The following is a 17,630-nucleotide window of genomic DNA, read 5'->3' on the forward strand; positions in this document are numbered from 1 at the left end:
CCATGGGTTCGCTCACACACACATCTGAAGCGGCAGTCGTGCCCAGACCCGTTATCCTGGGCATCGAATCGAGCTGTGACGAGACGGCGGTGGCGCTGGTGCGCGGGGATCGCACGATCATTGCGCAAGCCATCGCCAGTCAGGAAGCCGAACACGCGCCCTATGGCGGGGTGGTGCCGGAAATCGCCGCGCGCGCCCATGCCGAACGGCTCGCACCGATGCTGGCAAAGGTCATGGCCGAGGCTGGAATGACGCTGGACGATGTCGATGCGATTGCTGCCACCGCCGGGCCGGGGCTGATCGGCGGGGTGATGGTGGGCCTCGTCAGTGCCAAGGCGCTGGCGATGGCATCGGACAAACCCCTGCTGGCGATCAATCACCTTGAAGGCCACGCGCTTTCACCCCGTCTGGCAGACGCGGACCTTGCCTTTCCCTACCTCCTGCTGCTGGTGTCGGGCGGGCATTGCCAGATCCTCGCCGTCGAAGGCGTGGGGCAATATCGCCGCCTTGCCACCACCATCGACGATGCGCTGGGCGAGGCCTTCGACAAGACCGCCAAGCTGATCGGGCTGGGCTATCCCGGCGGGCCTGCGGTGGAGCGGCTGGCGTTACAGGGTAATCCGACCGCCGTCCCCCTGCCCCGCCCGATGAAAGGTTCGGCAGAGCCGCACTTCTCCTTCGCTGGCCTCAAAAGCGCGGTGCTGCGCGCGGTGGACAGCGGCAAGCACCAGCCTGCCGATATTGCTGCCAGTTTCCAGCAGGCGGCGGTGGATTGCCTGATTGATCGGCTGGAACTGGCGCTGGCAGGCGCGGGCCCGTTTCCGGCGCTGGTGGTTGCAGGCGGGGTCGCCGCGAACCAGACCGTGCGCAGCGCGCTGGAATGGCTGGCGGCGAAGCACGCGATGCGTTTTGTCGCCCCTCCGCTGGCGCTGTGCACGGATAATGCCGCGATGATCGCATGGGCGGGATACGAGCGGTTGGCGCTTGCAAGTTCGGATTTCGCAGGCGATCCTCTCGATTTCGTGGCCCGCCCGCGCTGGCCGCTCGATCCGGACGCAGGCAAGGTGCGCGGGGCGGGAGTGAAGGGATGATCCCTCAACAAGCTCAGGACAGGCGCGAAACCATCGGCGTCATCGGTGCAGGCGCATGGGGCACGGCGCTGGCGCAGATGCTCGCCAGTGATGGCCGCGATGTGCTGCTGTGGGCCTATGAGCCCGAAGTGGTGGACGCGATCAACACCCGGCACCGCAACCCGCTTTATCTGCCGTCTGCGATACTGGCGCCCAGCATCCGCGCAACCGGCGAGCTTGGCGATTTCGGCGCGCTCGACATCATCCTCGCGGTCACCCCGGCGCAGGTGCTGGGCCGGGTGCTGGCCGGGCTGCCCCGCAGCCCGCGCGATGTGGTGCTGTGTTCCAAGGGGATCGAGGCAGGCACCGGCCGGCTGATGAACGATGTGGCGCGCGAAGCCTGCCCGCAAAGCGCCATCGCCGTGCTGTCCGGGCCGACATTTGCGCATGAAGTCGCCGCCGGCCTGCCGACTGCCGTGACGCTCGCCTGCGGGGGCGGGCTGGAACAGTGGCACCGGATCGCCCCTGCCATCGCCCGGCCTGCCTTCCGGCCCTATTATTCCGACGACCTGACCGGCGCGGAGATCGGCGGCGCGGTCAAGAATGTGCTCGCGATTGCCTGCGGGGTGGTGGAAGGCCTCGGCCTCGGCCAGAACGCCCGCGCCGCGCTGATCGCGCGCGGGTTTTCCGAGATGCTGCGCTTTGGCGAGGCGCTGGGCGCGCAGGCGGAGACGCTGGCGGGCCTGTGCGGGCTGGGCGATCTGGTGCTGACCTGTTCATCGACCTCCAGCCGCAATTTCTCGCTCGGCAAGGCGCTTGGCGAAGGTGCGTCCGCAGCCGCGCTGATGGCTGACCGCCGCACCGTGGCCGAAGGCGCGCACACCGCCCCGGTGCTGGCCGGACTGGCAGAGACGCGCGGCATTGCCATGCCGATTGTCGCTGCCGTCAACGCCATCCTTGGCGGCGAGAGCGCGGGGAAGGTGGTGGCCGAACTGCTGTCCCGTCCGCTCAAGGCCGAACGGGAAGACCCCGAGAAAGAACAGGACGCGTGAGCCAGCCCCAGGCCGACAGCGCCCCCGCACCCGAAAAGGGCGGCGATGACCTTGCCACGCTGGCCAAGGGCGGGCGCACCAACACCATGGGCTTTGCCATCCGGCTGGTGGCGCGCATCCCCTTCCTCGTTATCGCCACGCGCCTTTACGGGGCCGAGGCGCTGGGGCGTTTTGCCTCAGCCATGGTGCTGATCGAGATTATCGCGCTGATCTGTTCGCTGGGCGAAAAGCGCGGGCTGGCACAGCGCCTGTCCGAAGGCGCGGGCGAAGATCGCAGCGCGGAGGCGAACCTTGTCTATGATGGCATCGCGCTGGCGCTGATCTATTCGGGTGCAGCCGCCCTGCTGTTGCTGGCCTTTCCCGAACCGATGTTTCCCAACGGCACCAACAGCGCATGGGATATCTGGCTGGTCGCGACGATCCCGGCTTTTGCGGTCACCGAAATCCTGCTCGCCGCGCAGGCATATCGCTTTGATATCGCCACCACGGTGCGCGCGCGGGCGATTGTCGAACCGTGGACGATCTCGATCGCGGCGGGGGTGTTCTTCTACCTGCCGGGCACCCGCGATGCGGGGCTGGCGCTGGCCTTCATTGCTTCGATCTATGCCGGCTTGCTGACAGCGGCCTGGCCGTTCCTGCGCACCTATGGCCTGCCGCGCAACTGGACGCCGCGCCTGCGCGCCATGCTGGCGATGTCCACCCGCGCCTTCCCGCTGGTGGGGGCCGACGCGATTGAACGCGGCACGCGGCTGCTCGACATCTTCATCCTCGGCCTGTTCGCGCCGCCGCAAGCTGTCGGCATCTATTACGCCGCGCAGCAGATCGCATCGCTGCCGCAGAAACTGAAGACCAGTTTCGAACCGATCCTGTCCCCCGTCATCACCAAGAACCTGCGGATCGGCAACATGGGTGCCATCGCCGCGCAGGTGCGGCAGGTGGGGTTCTGGATCATTGCCTTGCAATTGGGCATCGCGCTGGTGCTGGGCCTGCCGGGCGAGGCCGTGATGGGCCTGTGGGGGCCGGATTATGTCGCGGGCACGGCTGCGCTCGCCTTCCTGCTGGCGGCAGAGGTGGTCGCATCGATGGCGGTCGTATCCGAAAGCGTGCTGGTCTACATCGCCCGCAAGCGCAATCTGGCTATTTCGGTCGGGGTGATCGCATTGCAGGCGGGCTTGACGATCGCGCTGATCATCGCGGTCAGGAATGCCGGGCTGGGCGAAGGCTATCAGGCGGCAGGTGCGGCAGGCGCGCTGATGATCGCGCTGGCGGTATCGAGCCTCGTCAAGGCGCTGCTGCTCAAACACCTGCTGGGCGCAGCCGTGTCGAACTGGCGCTGGCCGCTGGTCCATGCCGCAGGCGCCGCGGTGGTGGTGGGCTATGCCTTCACCTTCCTGCCCGAATGGATCGAACTGGTGTTCGGCATTCCCGCCGTGCTCGGCACCTATGCGCTGGTGATCTGGCGGCGCGGCTTCGGCGAGGAGGACAAGGTCCTGTTCCGCAAGCAGGTCGCCCCCCCGCCCGATAGCGCTGCGCCGTAAGCTGCGGGCGTTCAGTCGCTATTCACGGCTGCGAATCGATTTCTGACCCCGGGCTGATTGCGGGGAGAGACGCGATGAAAGTGATGCATTGGGCAGGAATGGCGGCGCTCGCCGCATTGGTCGCAGGCTGTGCCGGGCAGGAGAACGCCGCGCCGCCGCCACCCCCGCCACCTTCGGTCGCGGCTGTCCCGGAAATGACTGCCGCCAAAGGCCTGCGCATCCGCAACGATACCGTGATGGCCGAAAGCGCCTATTTCGCCCCGCCCGTGATGGTCGCCACCGATCCGGGCCGCGAGCAATATGACGGCAAGGAAGTCTCGCCCGTCAAACTGACGCAGGCAGAGCCGGTCTCCACCTTCAGCGTCGATGTCGATACCGGGGCCTATGCCAACACCCGCCGGTTCCTGACGCAAGGCATGATGCCACCCCAGGACGCGGTGCGGACCGAGGAGATGATCAACTATTTCCGCTATGATTATGCGAGGCCCGAGGATCGCAGCCAGCCCTTCACGGTGACGACCGATGTCGCCAAGACCCCGTGGAACGATGGCACGTACCTGATGCGCATCGGCCTGCGCGGTTATGATATCGAGCGCGCTGAACGCCCGCCTGCCAATCTGGTGTTTCTGATGGATGTGTCGGGATCGATGAACGCCGCCGACAAGCTGCCACTGGTCAAGACCGCGCTTGCCGGGCTGGCAGGAGAATTGTCGCCGCAGGACAAGGTGTCGATCGTCGTCTATGCCGGGGCTGCGGGCATGGTGCTGGAACCCACCAATGACACCGGGAAGATCCGCCGCGCATTGGAAAGCCTCAATGCGGGCGGATCGACGGCGGGCGGCGCGGGGATCGCGCTGGCCTACAACATCGCCGAGGACAACTTCATCAAGGGCGGCGTCAACCGCGTGATCCTTGCCACAGATGGCGATTTCAATGTCGGCGTGTCGAACACCAGCGCGCTGATCGAACTGATCGAGAAAAAGCGCGATAGCGGCATCACGCTGACCACGCTCGGCTTTGGTCAGGGCAATTTCAACGAAGCGATGATGGAGCAGATCGCCAATCACGGGAACGGCAATTACTTCTACATCGACAGCGCATTGGAAGCGAAAAAGGTGTTGGGCGATGAAATGAGCTCCACCCTGTTCACCATCGCCAGGGATGTGAAGATCCAGGTCGAATTCAACCCCGCTGTGATCAGCCAGTACCGCCTTGTCGGCTATGAAAACCGGAGCTTGCGCGAGGAAGATTTCGACAATGACCGGGTCGATGCCGGCGATATCGGCGCAGGCCATCAGGTCACCGCGCTTTACGAAGTGGTGCCGGTGGGCGGCAAGGGCTGGATCGCTCCCCGCCGCTACGAGGATGCGCCGCAAGCCGCCGCCACGGCGCGGCTGGCCGAAGCCGCCAATGTCAAGCTGCGCTACAAGCTGCCCGATGGCGACAGGTCGAAGCTGATCGAACAGGCGGTGCCGTCTGCCGCGCTCAGATCAGCCGCCGCGCCATCCGGCGATTTCGCCTTCGCCGCCGCCGTTGCCGCCTTTGGGCAGGTGCTGCGCGGGGACGACATGATGATGGGCTTCGGCTTCGCGGAAATCGGCAGTCTTGCAGGGGATCGCACCGAATCGGGGCAGGACAATTTCTGGCGGCAGGAATTCCTCCAGCTGACTGCGCTGGCGGCCAGCATGAAGGGCGGCTGACACCCGCATCGGAACTTCAGGCCAATATTACAGGTCATCAACGGACTTGGGCAGAAGCGCCATCGGCTGCTAGAGCGGCAGCCCTATCTGATTCCCGTTGGAGTTTGCCCTGTCATGTCTCTCGATCCGTCTGTCTCGCTTCCGCTGATTTTGCTCGGCCTTGCGCTTTTCGTCCTTGGCCTGTGGATGCTGGTGCGGATCAGCCGCAAGGCCAAGGTGGTTGACGACCAGTCCGCACCCGCGCTGCGCCGCGACGTGCTCGACGAAGGGGCCGAACGGGCGCAGCGCAATCAGGCGCTGATCGATGCCGCACCGGCCGCGACGACACCGGCACAAGCCCCGGTTTCCGCCGCCGCCAACGCCCAGGCGGTGGCCGCCGCGCCGCTCGGCACCGATGCCGAGGCCGGGCCGCAAGTGGTGCCCACCACCGCCGCGCCGCCCAAAGCGCCCGCAAGCGCACCGGCCCCTGCCGCGGATGATCTTTCGCGCATCAAGGGGGTTGGCCCCAAACTGGTGGCACTTCTGGGCGAACTCAGCGTCACGTCCTATGCCCAGATCGCGGTGTGGCAAGCAGCCGATATCGAACGGGTCGATGGCCAGCTTGGCCGGTTCAAGGGCCGCATCACGCGCGACCAATGGGTTGAACAGGCCCAATTGCTCGCCGCGCATGACGAGGCCGGCTTCATCGAAAAATTCGGCCGGAATGGATAATATTCAAGCAAACTTTACGTCCAATCCGTGTTACGCTCCTGTCATTGGGGAGTCGCTGACACGGGGAGAGGGCGGATGGCCTTGCGAATATTGGTGGCCGAAGACGAATTGATCACCGCCTCCGACCTGTGCGATACTTTTGCAGAGGCGGGTTACGAGATCGAAGGCCCGCATGCCGGGATTTCCTCGGCGATGCTGGCTTGCCAGAAGATAAAGCCCGATCTTGCGATCCTTGATATCGAGCTGATTGACGGGCTGACCTATGAACTGGCGCAGACGCTGATCGACGATAATGTGCCGGTGATCCTCCATTCCGAACTGGCCGAGCGCGAAGAAATCGCCGCCCGCTTTCCGCGCGCGATTGCGGTGGCCAAGCCCTGCCCGCCGGCGGCGCTGCTTGATGCGGTGGGCCGGATGCTGGCGACCTGCTGAACGGGCGGGCGCGGCCCCTTGCTCTGGGCTTGCAAGCCTGCGAAGGCATTGGCCAACAAGACAAGCAGGAGCAACGCCATGCATGGCACCCCGGCACCGACAAGCGCATCGGGCAAAAGCGGCATCGCGCCGTTCAGGTGGGACGACCCGTTCGACCTTGAAAGCCAGCTCAGCGAAGAAGAGCGGATGATCCGCGACGCCGCCCGTGGCTTTGCGCAAAGCGAATTGCAGCCGCGCGTGATCGACGCTTTCCGCGAAGAAACAGACGCGCCCGAACTGTTCCCGCTGATGGGCAAGGCCGGGCTGCTGGGCGCGACCATCCCTGAAGAATTCGGCGGCGCGGGCGCGGGCTATGTCGCCTATGGGTTGATCGCGCGCGAGATCGAGCGGGTGGACAGCGGGTATCGTTCGATGGCGAGCGTGCAATCCAGCCTCGTTATGCATCCGATCAATGCCTATGGCTCGGACGAACAGCGCCGCAAATATCTCCCCGGCCTTGCCAGCGGGGAATTGATCGGCTGCTTTGGCCTCACTGAACCTGACGCGGGCAGCGATCCTTCGGGGATGAAAAGCTTCGCCCGCAAGGATGGTGATGATTACGTCATCTCCGGCAGCAAGACGTGGATTTCCAACGCCCCCTTCGCCGATGTCTTCGTGGTCTGGGCCAAGAGCGAAGAACATGGCGGCGCGATCCGCGGCTTCGTGCTGGAAAAGGGCATGGCCGGGCTTTCCGCGCCCAAAATCAAGGGCAAAATTTCCCTGCGCGCCTCGACCACCGGGATGATCGTGATGGACGAGGTGCGCGTGCCTGCATCCGCGCTGCTGCCCAATGTGGAGGGGCTCAAAGGCCCGTTCGGCTGCCTCAACCGCGCACGCTACGGCATTTCGTGGGGCGCGATGGGGGCGGCGGAATTCTGCCTTGCCGCCGCGCGCCAATATGGCCTCGATCGTCACCAGTTCGGCCGCCCGCTGGCAGGCACGCAGCTGTTCCAGAAGAAACTCGCCGACATGATGAGCGACATTGCGCTGGGCCTGCAGGCGAGCTTGCGCGTGGGCCGGTTGATCGACGAGGGGCGGTTCGCCCCCGACATGATCTCGATCGTCAAGCGCAACAATGTCGGCAAGGCGCTCGATATCGCGCGGGCCTCGCGCGACATGCATGGCGGGAACGGCATTTCGGAAGAATATCAGGTGATCCGCCACGCCGTGAACCTCGAAACGGTCAACACCTATGAAGGCACGCATGATGTCCACGCGCTGATTTTGGGCCGCGCGATTACAGGGATTGCGGCGTTCTGATGCGCGTCATGATTTCGCCCCTGTCCTACAGCGCCGGGCGGTGCCATCATTACACCATGCAGCGCCGCAAATTCCCTGCCCTCGCACCTGTTATCAAAGGCGCGCGCATGGGGGCCGGTTTTCGCTTCCTGGACAGTGTAACATGTGTCTCCTACAGCCTTGCGGGGACACCGGAATGAAGCTCTACGGCTACTTCCGCAGTTCGACCTCCTATCGGCTCAGGATTGCGCTCAATCTGAAGGGGCTGGCGTTCGAGAACATCCCCGTCAATCTCGTCACCGCCGAGAACAAGGACGAAGGTTTCACGCAGCGCAACCCCTTCGGATCGCTCCCCATGCTGGAGGCGGACGGGCGCGACCGGGCGCAGTCGATGGCGCTGCTGGAATGGTTGGACGAGGCCTATCCCGTCCCGCCGCTGCTGCCGCAAGACCTTGAGGCGCGCTACACAATGCGCGAACTGGCCTATGCAATCGCAACCGAGATTCACGCGATCAACAACCTGCCAGTGCTGAAATACCTGAAAGACCCGCTCGGCCACACGCAGGACGAAATCGATACGTGGTATCGCCACTGGCTCGCCCGCACGCTGGTGCCGGTCGAAGCGCGGCTGGCGCAGCTAGATGCGGGCGATTTCCTCCACGGCGATGCGCCCGGCCTTTTCGAAGTGGTGCTGGTCCCGCAGCTCTACAATGCGCGACGGTTCGCTTACGACCTGTCGGCCAGCCCGCACCTGACCCGGATTGAAGCGGCCTGCCTTGCGCTGCCCGCCTTCGAGCGCGCACACCCAGATAATCAACAAGATTCCCCGGAGAGAAAACCGCAATGAAACTCGCAACCCTCAACAACGGCACCCGCGATGGCAAGCTGGTGGTGGTGTCGAAAGACCTTACCCGCTGCTGCGCCGCCGGATACATCGCGCCGACACTGCAATACGCGCTCGACAACTGGGAGCGGGTCGCGCCCGAACTCGAAGTGCTCGCGCGCGATGTCGAACATGAAACCGTGCCGTGCGAGCGGTTCCACGAACGCCAGGCCCATTCCCCCCTGCCGCGCGCCTATCAATGGGCCGATGGCAGCGCCTATATCAACCATGTCGAACTGGTCCGGCAGGCACGCGGGGCCAAGGTGCCGGGCAGCTTCTATCACGACCCGCTGATGTATCAGGGCGGATCGGACAGCTTCCTGCCGCCGCGCGCCAGCATCCCGCTGGGCGATGTGGCATGGGGTTGCGACATGGAGGGCGAGATTGCGTGCATCACCGATGATGTGCCGATGGGCGTTTCGGCAGAGGATGCGGCGGGCCACATCAAGCTGCTGATGCTGGTCAATGATGTGTCCTTGCGCGGGCTGATCCCGGCCGAACTGGAAAAGGGCTTCGGCTTCTTCCAGTCCAAGCCGGCCAGCGCCTTTTCACCCGTGGCGGTGACGCCGGATGAACTGGGCGAGGCGTGGGCGGACAGCCTTATCCACCTGCCGCTGATGGTCGACCTCAACGGCGCACCCTTTGGCCGCGCCAATGCCGGGCAGGATGCGACCTTCAACCTTGCGCAACTGGTCGCCCACGCTGCCAAGACCCGCAACCTTGGTGCAGGCACGGTGATCGGCACCGGCACGGTCTCGAACAAGGGCGCGGATGGCGGCGCCGGCACGCCGGTGGCAGATGGCGGCGCGGGCTATTCCTGTATCGCCGAAATCCGGATGATCGAGACCATCCGCGATGGTCAGCCGACAACGCCGTTCATGCAGATTGGCGATACGGTCCGGATCGAAATGCGCGATAATAACAACCACTCGATCTTCGGCGCGATCGAGCAGGAGGTGGCAGGGGTTTAGGAAAAACCGAGGCTCTCGGCCACCGCTGCATTGGCGATCCGGCCCTGATGGACATTGAGGCCGAGGGCGAGATGCGGGTCATCCTCGCACGCCTTCAGCCCCTTGTTCGCCAGCGCAAGGCCGAACGGCAAGGTCGCGTTGTTGAGCGCATAGGAACTGGTCAGCGGCACCGCGCCGGGCATGTTGGCAACGCAGTAATGGATGATCCCGTCGACTTCGTAGGTCGGGTTTTCATGGGTGGTGGGATGCGACGTTTCGAAACAGCCGCCCTGATCGATCGCGACATCGACCAGCACCGCGCGGTTCTTCATGTCGGGCAGCATCGCGCGGGTCACAAGGTGCGGCGCGCTGGCCCCCGGGATCAGCACCGCGCCGATCACCACATCGGCCTGCGCCACCGCCTGCTCGATCGTGCCCGCGGTCGAAAAGCGGGTGATGGCGCGGCCCTGGAACATCTCGTCCAATTGGCGCAGGCGCGGCAGCGAACGGTCGAAGATCTCGACGCTCGCACCCAGTCCCACCGCCATGCGCGCGGCTTGCGTGCCGACCACCCCGCCGCCCAGCACCACGACCCGCGCCGGCAGCACGCCCGGCACCCCACCCATCAACGTGCCGCGCCCGCCATTGCTGGCGCGCAGGGCCTGCGCGCCCGCCTCGATTGCCAGCCGCCCGGCGACTTCGCTCATAGGTGCCAGCAGCGGCAATCCGCCACCCGGCCCGGTCACGGTTTCATAGGCGATGGCGGAAACGCCCGATGCCATCAGACCCTTCGCCTGATCGGGATCGGGCGCGAGGTGGAGATAGGTAAACAGGATCTGCCCTTCGCGCAGTTGCACCCATTCGCCGGGCTGCGGTTCCTTGACCTTCACCACCATATCGGCGCGGGCGAAGACTTCGGCGGCGGTGCCGACCACTTCGGCCCCGGCCCTGCGGTAGATATCATCATCCTTGTCGATGCCCAGCCCGGCCCCGGTCTGGACGATGACGGAATGCCCGGCGGCGACATATTCGCGCACCGCTTCGGGGGTAAGGCCGACGCGAAATTCACTCGGTTTGATTTCCTTGGGAACGCCGACCAGCATGATTCTCTCCTCGCGATGCAGCCGAAATGCCGCTACAGTATGCGCAATATAATTACAATATCGCGCAAGGTCGATTCAAACTCAGGAGCCTCTCATGACAGCCTACCCCGCCCTCAGGATGCTGATCGACGGCCAGTGGATCGAGACCGGCGAGGCGGGAAGCATGGCGGTGGTGAACCCGGCGACGGGCGCGACCATTGGGCAATGTCCCAAGGCGGGGCCGGCACAGCTCGACGCGGCGCTCAAGGCGGCGGATGATGCCTTTGCCGGGTGGAGCCACACGCCCGGCGCGGAACGTTACGCCATTCTGCGGCGCGCGGCCGATTTGCTGCGCGAACGTGCGCCTGCCATCGCCCGCATCATCACCGCCGAAATGGGCAAGCCGCACGCACAGGCGGTGGGCGAGATTACCGGGCTTGCCGATGTGACCGACTTCCTCGGCGAGGAGGCCAAGCGCAAGGGCGGCCGGCTGATCCCGGCCCGAGGAGGGCAGCTGATCGCGCAGATGGTTACGCACGAACCGATTGGCCCAAGCGTGCTGCTCACCCCGTGGAACTTCCCGGTCAACCTGCCGGGCAAAAAGATCGCAGGCGCGCTGGCGGCGGGCTGCACCGCGATCCTGAAACCGGCGGAGAACACCCCGGCTTCGGCGCAGTTGCTGGTCGAATGTTTCGTCGATGCAGGGCTGCCGAAAGGCGTGCTGAACCTGGTCTATGGTGATCCCGGCCCGGTGTCCGAACACCTGATCGCCGCGCCTGCCACCCGCAAGGTCAGCTTCACCGGATCGACCGCGGTGGGCAAGCAGTTGGGCGCGCTGGCGGCGAGCCACATGAAGCGGTTTACCCCCGAGCTTGGCGGCCACGCCCCAGTGATTGTCAGCCGCCACGCCGACCTTGATCGTGCGGTGGCGATGTGTGCTGCCACCAAGTTCCGCAATGCCGGGCAGGTCTGCGTGTCGCCGACGCGGTTTCTGGTCGACAAGGCGATCTACGACCGGTTCGTCGCCGAATTTGCCGAACAGGCCGGCAAGCTGAAAGTCGGCGATCCGGGCGCGGATGACAGCGTTGACATGGGGCCGCTTGCCCATGGTCGCCGGATCGCGGCGATGGAAGCAGTGGTGGCCGATGCCGGCGGCAATCGCGGCGAAGTGGTGACAGGCGGTTCGGCCATTCAGGGGATCGGTTCAGGTGGGGGCTTCTTCTTCCAGCCGACCGTTATCGCCAACCCCGCGCCCGACAGCCGCTTCATGACCGAAGAACCCTTTGGCCCGATTGCCGGGATCGTCCCCTATGACACGATCGAGGATGCAGTGCGGATCGCCAATGGCCTGCGTTACGGATTGGCCGCCTATGCCTTCAGCGGCGATCTTGACGAGGCGCATTACCTTGGCCGGGCCTTGCGCGCCGGGATGGTGGGAATCAACCAGCTGATCGTCTCATCACCCGAAACACCATTCGGCGGGGTGGGCGACAGCGGTTTTGGATCGGAAGGCGGCGAGGAAGGCTATCTTGCCTTCACCGACACCAAGCTGGTGATGATGGCGAGGTCGGGCGGCTGACGCTTGCCCGCTGCCATCAATCGATCAGGCTGGCGATCCGCGAAAGCAGAGACTGGCGGCGTTGCATCGGCTGGATGCGGCCATAGCGCGCACGGCGCGAATGTTCGTCCTGAATGCAGACAGTGCGCTGCATGGGATCCGGCCCACTGGACCAGATAGTTGGTCTTGCCATTGATCACGTCCCCGATTCGCTTTTGTTATAAGGACACATTAACAGAAAAACTGTGGAAAACGTAGCGCAAACTTGGTTAACACACTTGCGCGCAGAGCGATTACCGATCGGTCCTCCGTGCGCCGGCTTTTCGTACATCTGCAAGGGTCGGATAACCGTTAACAGCCATCAGAAGGTCGGCTTCAGCAAGGATTGATCGCAGCACCCACGCGGCACCTTCTGCACCGCCAAGCGCCAAGCCGTAGGTATAGGGCCGACCCACGCCCACAGCCCGCGCCCCCAGCGCCAGCGCCTTGACCGCATCGGTGCCTGACCGGATTCCACTGTCAAACAGCACCGGGGTGTTGCCCGCGGCTTTCACCACGTCCTCCAGCAGATCAATGGTGGCAATCCCGCCATTGGCCTGCCGCCCGCCGTGGTTGGAACAATAAACCGCATCCGCCCCGCAATCGACCGCGCGGCGCGCATCGTCGGGGTGGCAGATGCCCTTGAGGACAATCGGCAGCTTGGTCACCGACTTGAACCATTCCATGTCATCCCATGTCAGCACCTGCCCGAATGTCGCCGCCCAGGTGAAGATCGCTGCTGCCGGGTCCTCCTCGGGGGGCCTCGTCAGCAGCGAGCGGAACACCGGATCGGTGAAGTAGTTCTGCAAGACCTTGCCGCGCAGCTGCGGGAAGTTCGACGCGTTGAGGTCGCGCGGGCGCCAGCCTGTCACCCACGTATCGAGCGTCACCACCAGCGCCTTGTAACCCGCCTCCTCGGCGCGGCGGATCAGACTGGTCGCCAGTTCACGGTTGCGCGGCGTGTAGAGCTGGAACCACGCGGGCGTATCGCCGCAGGCCGCCTTCACATCCTCCAGAGGGTCATTCGCCAGCGTCGAGGCGCAGAACGGCACCCCTGTCAGCGCCGAAGCGCGGGCAGCGGCCATGTCGCCGTGACGATCCTGCGAGGCTTCTCCGTTCAGGCCGATGGGGGCCATGAACAGCGGGGACGGATACCTGTGCCCGAACAGCTCGATCGACAGATCGCGCTCCGAACAATCGACCATCATGCGCGGCACCATGCCCCAGTGGTGGAAGGCGGCGGCGTTCTGATCCTGCGTGTGCTCGTCCCCGCAGCCGCCCGCGACATAACTGGTGAGGCTCGGCCCGAGCGCTTCGTGCGCGCGCTGTTCGAGTGTGGCGAAATCGACCGGCCAGGTGGGCAGAATGCCCTTCAGCCCGGCATTGTAGATTTCGTTCTGCATCGCGCCGAAATAGGTCATGGCGTCTGGTTTCTCCCGTCTATCTTCGAAACGGAATTCAGACGATGCAGCGATGCAGGGCAAGCGTTTTCTAGGCGAAGAACCGCTGCAGCCGGGGCCGAACCTTGAGGAATTGCAGATAGGCGGCTTCCAGCACACGTAGCACCGCACCATTGCGCGCCGCCAACCCGAGCGGACGCAGAACCGGGATCGCCCGCCACATCGCCGCAAAGGCCGCCGCGCCATCGTGGACAATGCCATCCTCTTCGGCGTGGAATCGCGCGAGCAGCGTGGTGCGGTCGATCGGGCAGGATGGGTCGGCGTCATCTGCCACATCGACGAAGGCAATCGCCCCGCGCCGGTCCAGCCGCTGCATCAGCGCGATTTCGCGGCGGCACAGCGGGCAGGCACCGTCGAACCAGACCTTGACCGGTGCGCTCAAGGCGCGATCCACAGGCGGATGACATAGGCGACCACGCCCAGCACCGCGACGCTCGCCGCCCAGATGCCCGCCATCCACAAGAGGCGCTGCCACAGCGGCTTCTCCGGCTCCATCTCAGGCGGTGCCAGCATTACTTGTGTCCTACCGCTGCGCTGCTTGAGGACATCAATGATACCCTTCATCCGCCACCTTGCCGCGGAACACCCAATAGGCCCAGACGGTGTAGCCGATGATCAGCGGCATGGTGATCGCCACGCCCACCAGCATGAAGATCTGGCTGCGTTCGGGTGCGGCGGCATCCCAGATGGTCACGCCAGGAGGCACAACATAGGGCCAGATCGTCACCCCAAGCCCGCTCATGCCGAGGAAGAACAGCGCGATCCCCAGCCAGAATGGCTTGGAATTGCGGTCTTTCAGGATCGCCCGCAGCATCGACACCGCCACAATCGCAGTCACGATCGGCACCGGCGCGACCCAGTAGACTTCCGGCGCGGTCAGCCAGCGGGCGGCATATTCCGGCTTGAGCCCGATATTATACAGGCTCACCGCGCCCATCAGCACGATGGTGGCAATCCCGGCGCGCACCGCCAGCCGCCTCGCGTGGGCCTGCTCTTCGCCATCCAGCTTCCAGATCAGCCATGTGCCGCCCAGCAGCGCATAGCCCGCCACGGTGCCCAGCCCGGTTAGTAGGGTATAAGGCGTGAACCAGTCGAACCAGCTTCCGGCATAGGCGCGGTCCACCACCTCGATCCCTTGCAGCAAAGCGCCCAGCGTCATTCCCTGCGCCAGCGCAGCGACCAGCGATCCGCCGGTGAAGGCTGCGTCCCAGAACGCCCGGTGCGCCGGATCGCGCCAGCGGTATTCAAACGCCACGCCGCGAAACACAAGGCCCAGCAGCATGGCGATGATCAGCGGATAGGTCGCGGGCAAAATCACCGCATAGGCGAGCGGAAAGGCAGCAAACAGGCCGCCCCCGCCCAGCACCAGCCAGGTTTCATTCCCGTCCCACACCGGCGCGATCGAATTCATCGCCCGGTCCCGCTCGCGCCCGACGGCAAAGGTCGGAAACAGGATGCCGATGCCAAGGTCAAACCCGTCCATCACCACATAGGCGAACACGGCAAAGGCGATGATGAAGGCCCAGATGACGGTCAGATCCATCACACCTGCTCCCTTTCCGGCTTGGTCGAGGGCAGGGCTTCCTCGCCGCCCGGATTCTGGGCCGGCCCAGGCGTGATCCCGGCGGTGCGGATCGGGCCGGTATCCCCGCGTTTAACCCCGTATTCGCCCGCGTGCGGCGGCTTGCCCATCAGCTTGAGGATGTACCACACGCCGATGCCGAAGACGGTGAAATAGACGAGGATGAAGGCCAGCAGCGATGCCGCGACGGCAGGCGCATCCAGCGGACTGGCCGCGTCAGCGGTGCGCAGCAGGCCGTAAATGACATAGGGCTGGCGGCCGACTTCGGTGGTGATCCATCCTGCCAGCACGGCAGCAAACCCGCTTGGCCCCATCAGTACAGCGGCGCGGTGGAGCATGGGCATGTCATACAGCCTGCCCCGCACCCGTCCCCACAGGCTCCACAGGCCAATGCCCAGCATCGCAAAGCCGATGCCGACCATGATCCGGAAGCTCCAGAACACCATGCCCACCGGCGGTTCCTCGTCATCGGGGATGGTGTCGAGACCTGCCAGCGGTGCGTTCCAGTCATGCTTGAGGATCAGCGAAGACGCCTTGGGGATCTCGATGGCGTAACGCACCGTCTTGGCCTCGCTGTCGGGGATGCCGAACAGGATCAGCGGGGCGCCTTCGGGGTGGCTGTCGAAATGCCCCTCCATCGCCATCACCTTGGCGGGCTGATGTTCAAGCGTGTTGAGACCGTGCAGGTCGCCCGCGAAAATCTGCAAGGGCGTGACGATCGCCGCCATCCACATCGCCATCGAAAACATTTTGCGGGCATGCGGGTTGGCGCGATCCTTGAGCAGGTGCCACGCCCCCACAGCGCCAACCACGAAGGCTGTGGTGAGGTAGGCCGCCATCACCGTGTGGACGAGGCGGTAGGGGAAGCTGGGGTTGAACACGATATCCCACCAGCTGTCGCCCGGCATATATTGCCCGTTGTCGGCGAGGAAATAGCCCGTGGGTGTCTGCATCCAGCTGTTCACGCTCAGAATCCAGAAGGCCGAAACAAAGGTGCCCAGCGCCACCATCAAGGTTGCGGCATAGTGCAGTTTCTTGCCGACCTTGTTCATGCCGAACAGCATGACGCCAAGGAAGCCCGCTTCGAGGAAGAAGGCTGTGAGCACCTCATAAGCCATCAACGGCCCCAGAATTGGGCCCGAGACATCCGAGAACACCGACCAGTTCGTGCCGAACTGGTAGGACATGACAATGCCCGAAACGACGCCCATCGCGAACGCAATCGCGAAAATCTTGAGCCAATATTTGAACAGGTCGAGATAAACCGCCTTGCCGGTTTTCAGCCATAACCCTTCGAGCACAGCAAGATAGCTCGCCAACCCGATGGAAAAGGCCGGAAAGAAGAAATGGAAGCTCACGGTAAAGGCGAACTGGATCCGCGCGAGCAGGAGGGCGTCGAGGTTTTCCATGGCTAGCAGCTAATCCCTTGCCGGCACCGATCAATTGCAATCGCTGCACCGGATATACGCATTAAGGCCAAAAGGGTTGCACCGCCGGGCGGGTATGGGGGAGTGTCCGGCGGTGCACAGGGGGCAGATGGTCAGTCGACCTGAACCATCCGCAGGTAGGGCTTGATGGTGGTGAAGCCTTGAGGGAACATTTCCTTGGCCTTTTCGTCCGGGATCGAAGGCGGGATGATCACCTTGTCTCCGGGGCGCCAGTCGGCAGGCGTCGCAATCCGGGCCTTGTCGGCGAGTTGCAAGCTGTCAATCACCCGCAGGATCTCGTCGAAATTGCGGCCTACACTCATGGGGTAGGTCATGGTCAGGCGGATTTTCTTGTCGGGATCGATGATGAACACCGAGCGGACCGCCGCCGTCTCGCTCTGATCGGGGTGGATCATATCGTAAAGCTTCGCGATGGCGAGGTCAGGGTCAGCCACGATCGGGAAAGTCAACGTCACGCCCTGCGTTTCATCAACGTCCTTGACCCAGGCGAGGTGCTCCTCGACCGTGTCGGTGGAGAGGCCGAGCGGCTTCACGTTGCGCTTGTCGAATTCGGCGGCAAGGCGCGCGGTCATGCCCATTTCTGTGGTGCAGACCGGGGTGAAATCAGCCGGGTGGCTGAAGAAGAACACCCAGGAATCGCCCGCCCAATCATGCAGCGAAATTGCGCCGGTGGTGGTGGCGACGGTGAAGTCGGGGGCGGTGTCGCCGATGTGCAGGCTCATGATACTGTCTCCTTTGCTTGGGTGCGACCGGACTAGCAGGAACCGCGATGCGCGCAAAACTCATTTACTCGCTTTATGAAATCGAATTTTCCAAATCGCGCAAAATCGCAATTTCAGCGGCGCCT

Annotated in this window: 17 protein-coding genes; 10 read left to right on the plus strand and 7 right to left on the minus strand. The window is 64.3% G+C overall.

The window, feature by feature from the left end:
- The first annotated feature begins 2 nt into the window (after positions 1-2).
- The 9 genes from tsaD to BUA05_RS04660 all read left to right on the plus strand — a co-directional run bounded on the left by tsaD (position 3) and on the right by BUA05_RS04660 (position 9,635).
- The gene (gene tsaD / locus BUA05_RS04620) at positions 3-1,091 is read left to right on the plus strand and encodes a tRNA (adenosine(37)-N6)-threonylcarbamoyltransferase complex transferase subunit TsaD (RefSeq protein WP_072673483.1); all 1,089 of its coding nucleotides are present in this window, start codon (positions 3-5) and stop codon (positions 1,089-1,091) included.
- Positions 1,088-2,122 carry an NAD(P)H-dependent glycerol-3-phosphate dehydrogenase gene (locus BUA05_RS04625; protein ID WP_072673484.1) on the plus strand — a complete coding sequence of 345 codons (1,035 nt, stop codon included), beginning with the start codon at positions 1,088-1,090 and terminating at the stop codon, positions 2,120-2,122. The genes tsaD and BUA05_RS04625 overlap by 4 nt, the downstream gene beginning before the upstream one ends.
- Positions 2,119-3,660 carry a lipopolysaccharide biosynthesis protein gene (locus tag BUA05_RS04630; protein WP_072673485.1) on the plus strand — a complete coding sequence of 514 codons (1,542 nt, stop codon included), beginning with the start codon at positions 2,119-2,121 and terminating at the stop codon, positions 3,658-3,660. The genes BUA05_RS04625 and BUA05_RS04630 overlap by 4 nt, the downstream gene beginning before the upstream one ends.
- Positions 3,661-3,734: 74 nt before the next feature.
- Positions 3,735-5,360: a vWA domain-containing protein gene (locus BUA05_RS04635; protein ID WP_072673486.1), complete on the plus strand. Its 1,626-nt coding sequence runs from the start codon at positions 3,735-3,737 to the stop codon at positions 5,358-5,360.
- A 114-nt stretch (positions 5,361-5,474) separates the two neighbouring features.
- Positions 5,475-6,071 carry a hypothetical protein gene (locus BUA05_RS04640; RefSeq protein WP_072673487.1) on the plus strand — a complete coding sequence of 199 codons (597 nt, stop codon included), beginning with the start codon at positions 5,475-5,477 and terminating at the stop codon, positions 6,069-6,071.
- 75 nt (positions 6,072-6,146) lie between these two features.
- The gene (locus BUA05_RS04645; protein WP_072673488.1) at positions 6,147-6,503 is read left to right on the plus strand and encodes an ANTAR domain-containing protein; all 357 of its coding nucleotides are present in this window, start codon (positions 6,147-6,149) and stop codon (positions 6,501-6,503) included.
- A 78-nt stretch (positions 6,504-6,581) separates the two neighbouring features.
- A complete protein-coding gene (locus BUA05_RS04650) occupies positions 6,582-7,802 on the plus strand; it encodes an acyl-CoA dehydrogenase (protein ID WP_086616491.1) in 1,221 nt (406 codons plus the stop codon).
- Between the two features lie 175 nt (positions 7,803-7,977).
- Positions 7,978-8,628, plus strand: coding sequence for a maleylacetoacetate isomerase (gene maiA, locus BUA05_RS04655; protein ID WP_072673489.1), 651 nt, complete (start codon positions 7,978-7,980; stop codon positions 8,626-8,628).
- Positions 8,625-9,635 (plus strand): fumarylacetoacetate hydrolase family protein, encoded by a 1,011-nt coding sequence (locus tag BUA05_RS04660; protein ID WP_072673490.1) that lies wholly within the window; start codon positions 8,625-8,627, stop codon positions 9,633-9,635. Before maiA ends, BUA05_RS04660 begins: the two co-directional genes overlap by 4 nt.
- Here the strand turns inward: BUA05_RS04660 and ald are convergent.
- Entirely contained in the window at positions 9,632-10,717 is a 1,086-nt protein-coding gene (gene ald / locus BUA05_RS04665; protein WP_072673491.1) for an alanine dehydrogenase, read from the minus strand. The genes BUA05_RS04660 and ald overlap by 4 nt on opposite strands.
- A gap of 94 nt (positions 10,718-10,811) precedes the next feature.
- Here ald and BUA05_RS04670 point away from each other — a divergent pair, with 94 nt between their 5' ends.
- A complete protein-coding gene (locus tag BUA05_RS04670; protein ID WP_072673492.1) occupies positions 10,812-12,275 on the plus strand; it encodes an NAD-dependent succinate-semialdehyde dehydrogenase in 1,464 nt (487 codons plus the stop codon).
- Between the two features lie 272 nt (positions 12,276-12,547).
- Here the strand turns inward: BUA05_RS04670 and BUA05_RS04675 are convergent, their stop codons facing one another.
- The 6 genes from BUA05_RS04675 to BUA05_RS04700 all read right to left on the minus strand — a co-directional run bounded on the left by BUA05_RS04675 (position 12,548) and on the right by BUA05_RS04700 (position 17,505).
- Positions 12,548-13,714, minus strand: coding sequence for an alpha-hydroxy-acid oxidizing protein (locus tag BUA05_RS04675; RefSeq protein ID WP_072673493.1), 1,167 nt, complete (start codon positions 13,712-13,714; stop codon positions 12,548-12,550).
- A 70-nt stretch (positions 13,715-13,784) separates the two neighbouring features.
- Positions 13,785-14,135 (minus strand): thiol-disulfide oxidoreductase DCC family protein, encoded by a 351-nt coding sequence (locus BUA05_RS04680; protein ID WP_072673533.1) that lies wholly within the window; start codon positions 14,133-14,135, stop codon positions 13,785-13,787.
- On the minus strand, positions 14,132-14,266 hold the full coding sequence (locus BUA05_RS04685; protein WP_072673494.1) for a DUF2474 domain-containing protein: 135 nt from the start codon (positions 14,264-14,266) through the stop codon (positions 14,132-14,134). Before BUA05_RS04685 ends, BUA05_RS04680 begins: the two co-directional genes overlap by 4 nt.
- A 34-nt stretch (positions 14,267-14,300) precedes the next feature.
- Positions 14,301-15,296, minus strand: coding sequence for a cytochrome d ubiquinol oxidase subunit II (gene cydB / locus BUA05_RS04690; RefSeq protein ID WP_072673495.1), 996 nt, complete (start codon positions 15,294-15,296; stop codon positions 14,301-14,303).
- Positions 15,296-16,744: a cytochrome ubiquinol oxidase subunit I gene (locus BUA05_RS04695; protein ID WP_072673496.1), complete on the minus strand. Its 1,449-nt coding sequence runs from the start codon at positions 16,742-16,744 to the stop codon at positions 15,296-15,298. Before BUA05_RS04695 ends, cydB begins: the two co-directional genes overlap by 1 nt.
- A 131-nt stretch (positions 16,745-16,875) precedes the next feature.
- Complete coding sequence (locus tag BUA05_RS04700) at positions 16,876-17,505, minus strand: peroxiredoxin (protein ID WP_072673497.1); 630 nt, start codon at positions 17,503-17,505, stop codon at positions 16,876-16,878.
- Positions 17,506-17,630: the final 125 nt, after the last annotated feature.

The sequence above is a fragment of the Erythrobacter sanguineus genome (assembly GCF_900143235.1).
Taxonomy (GTDB): domain Bacteria; phylum Pseudomonadota; class Alphaproteobacteria; order Sphingomonadales; family Sphingomonadaceae; genus Erythrobacter; species Erythrobacter sanguineus.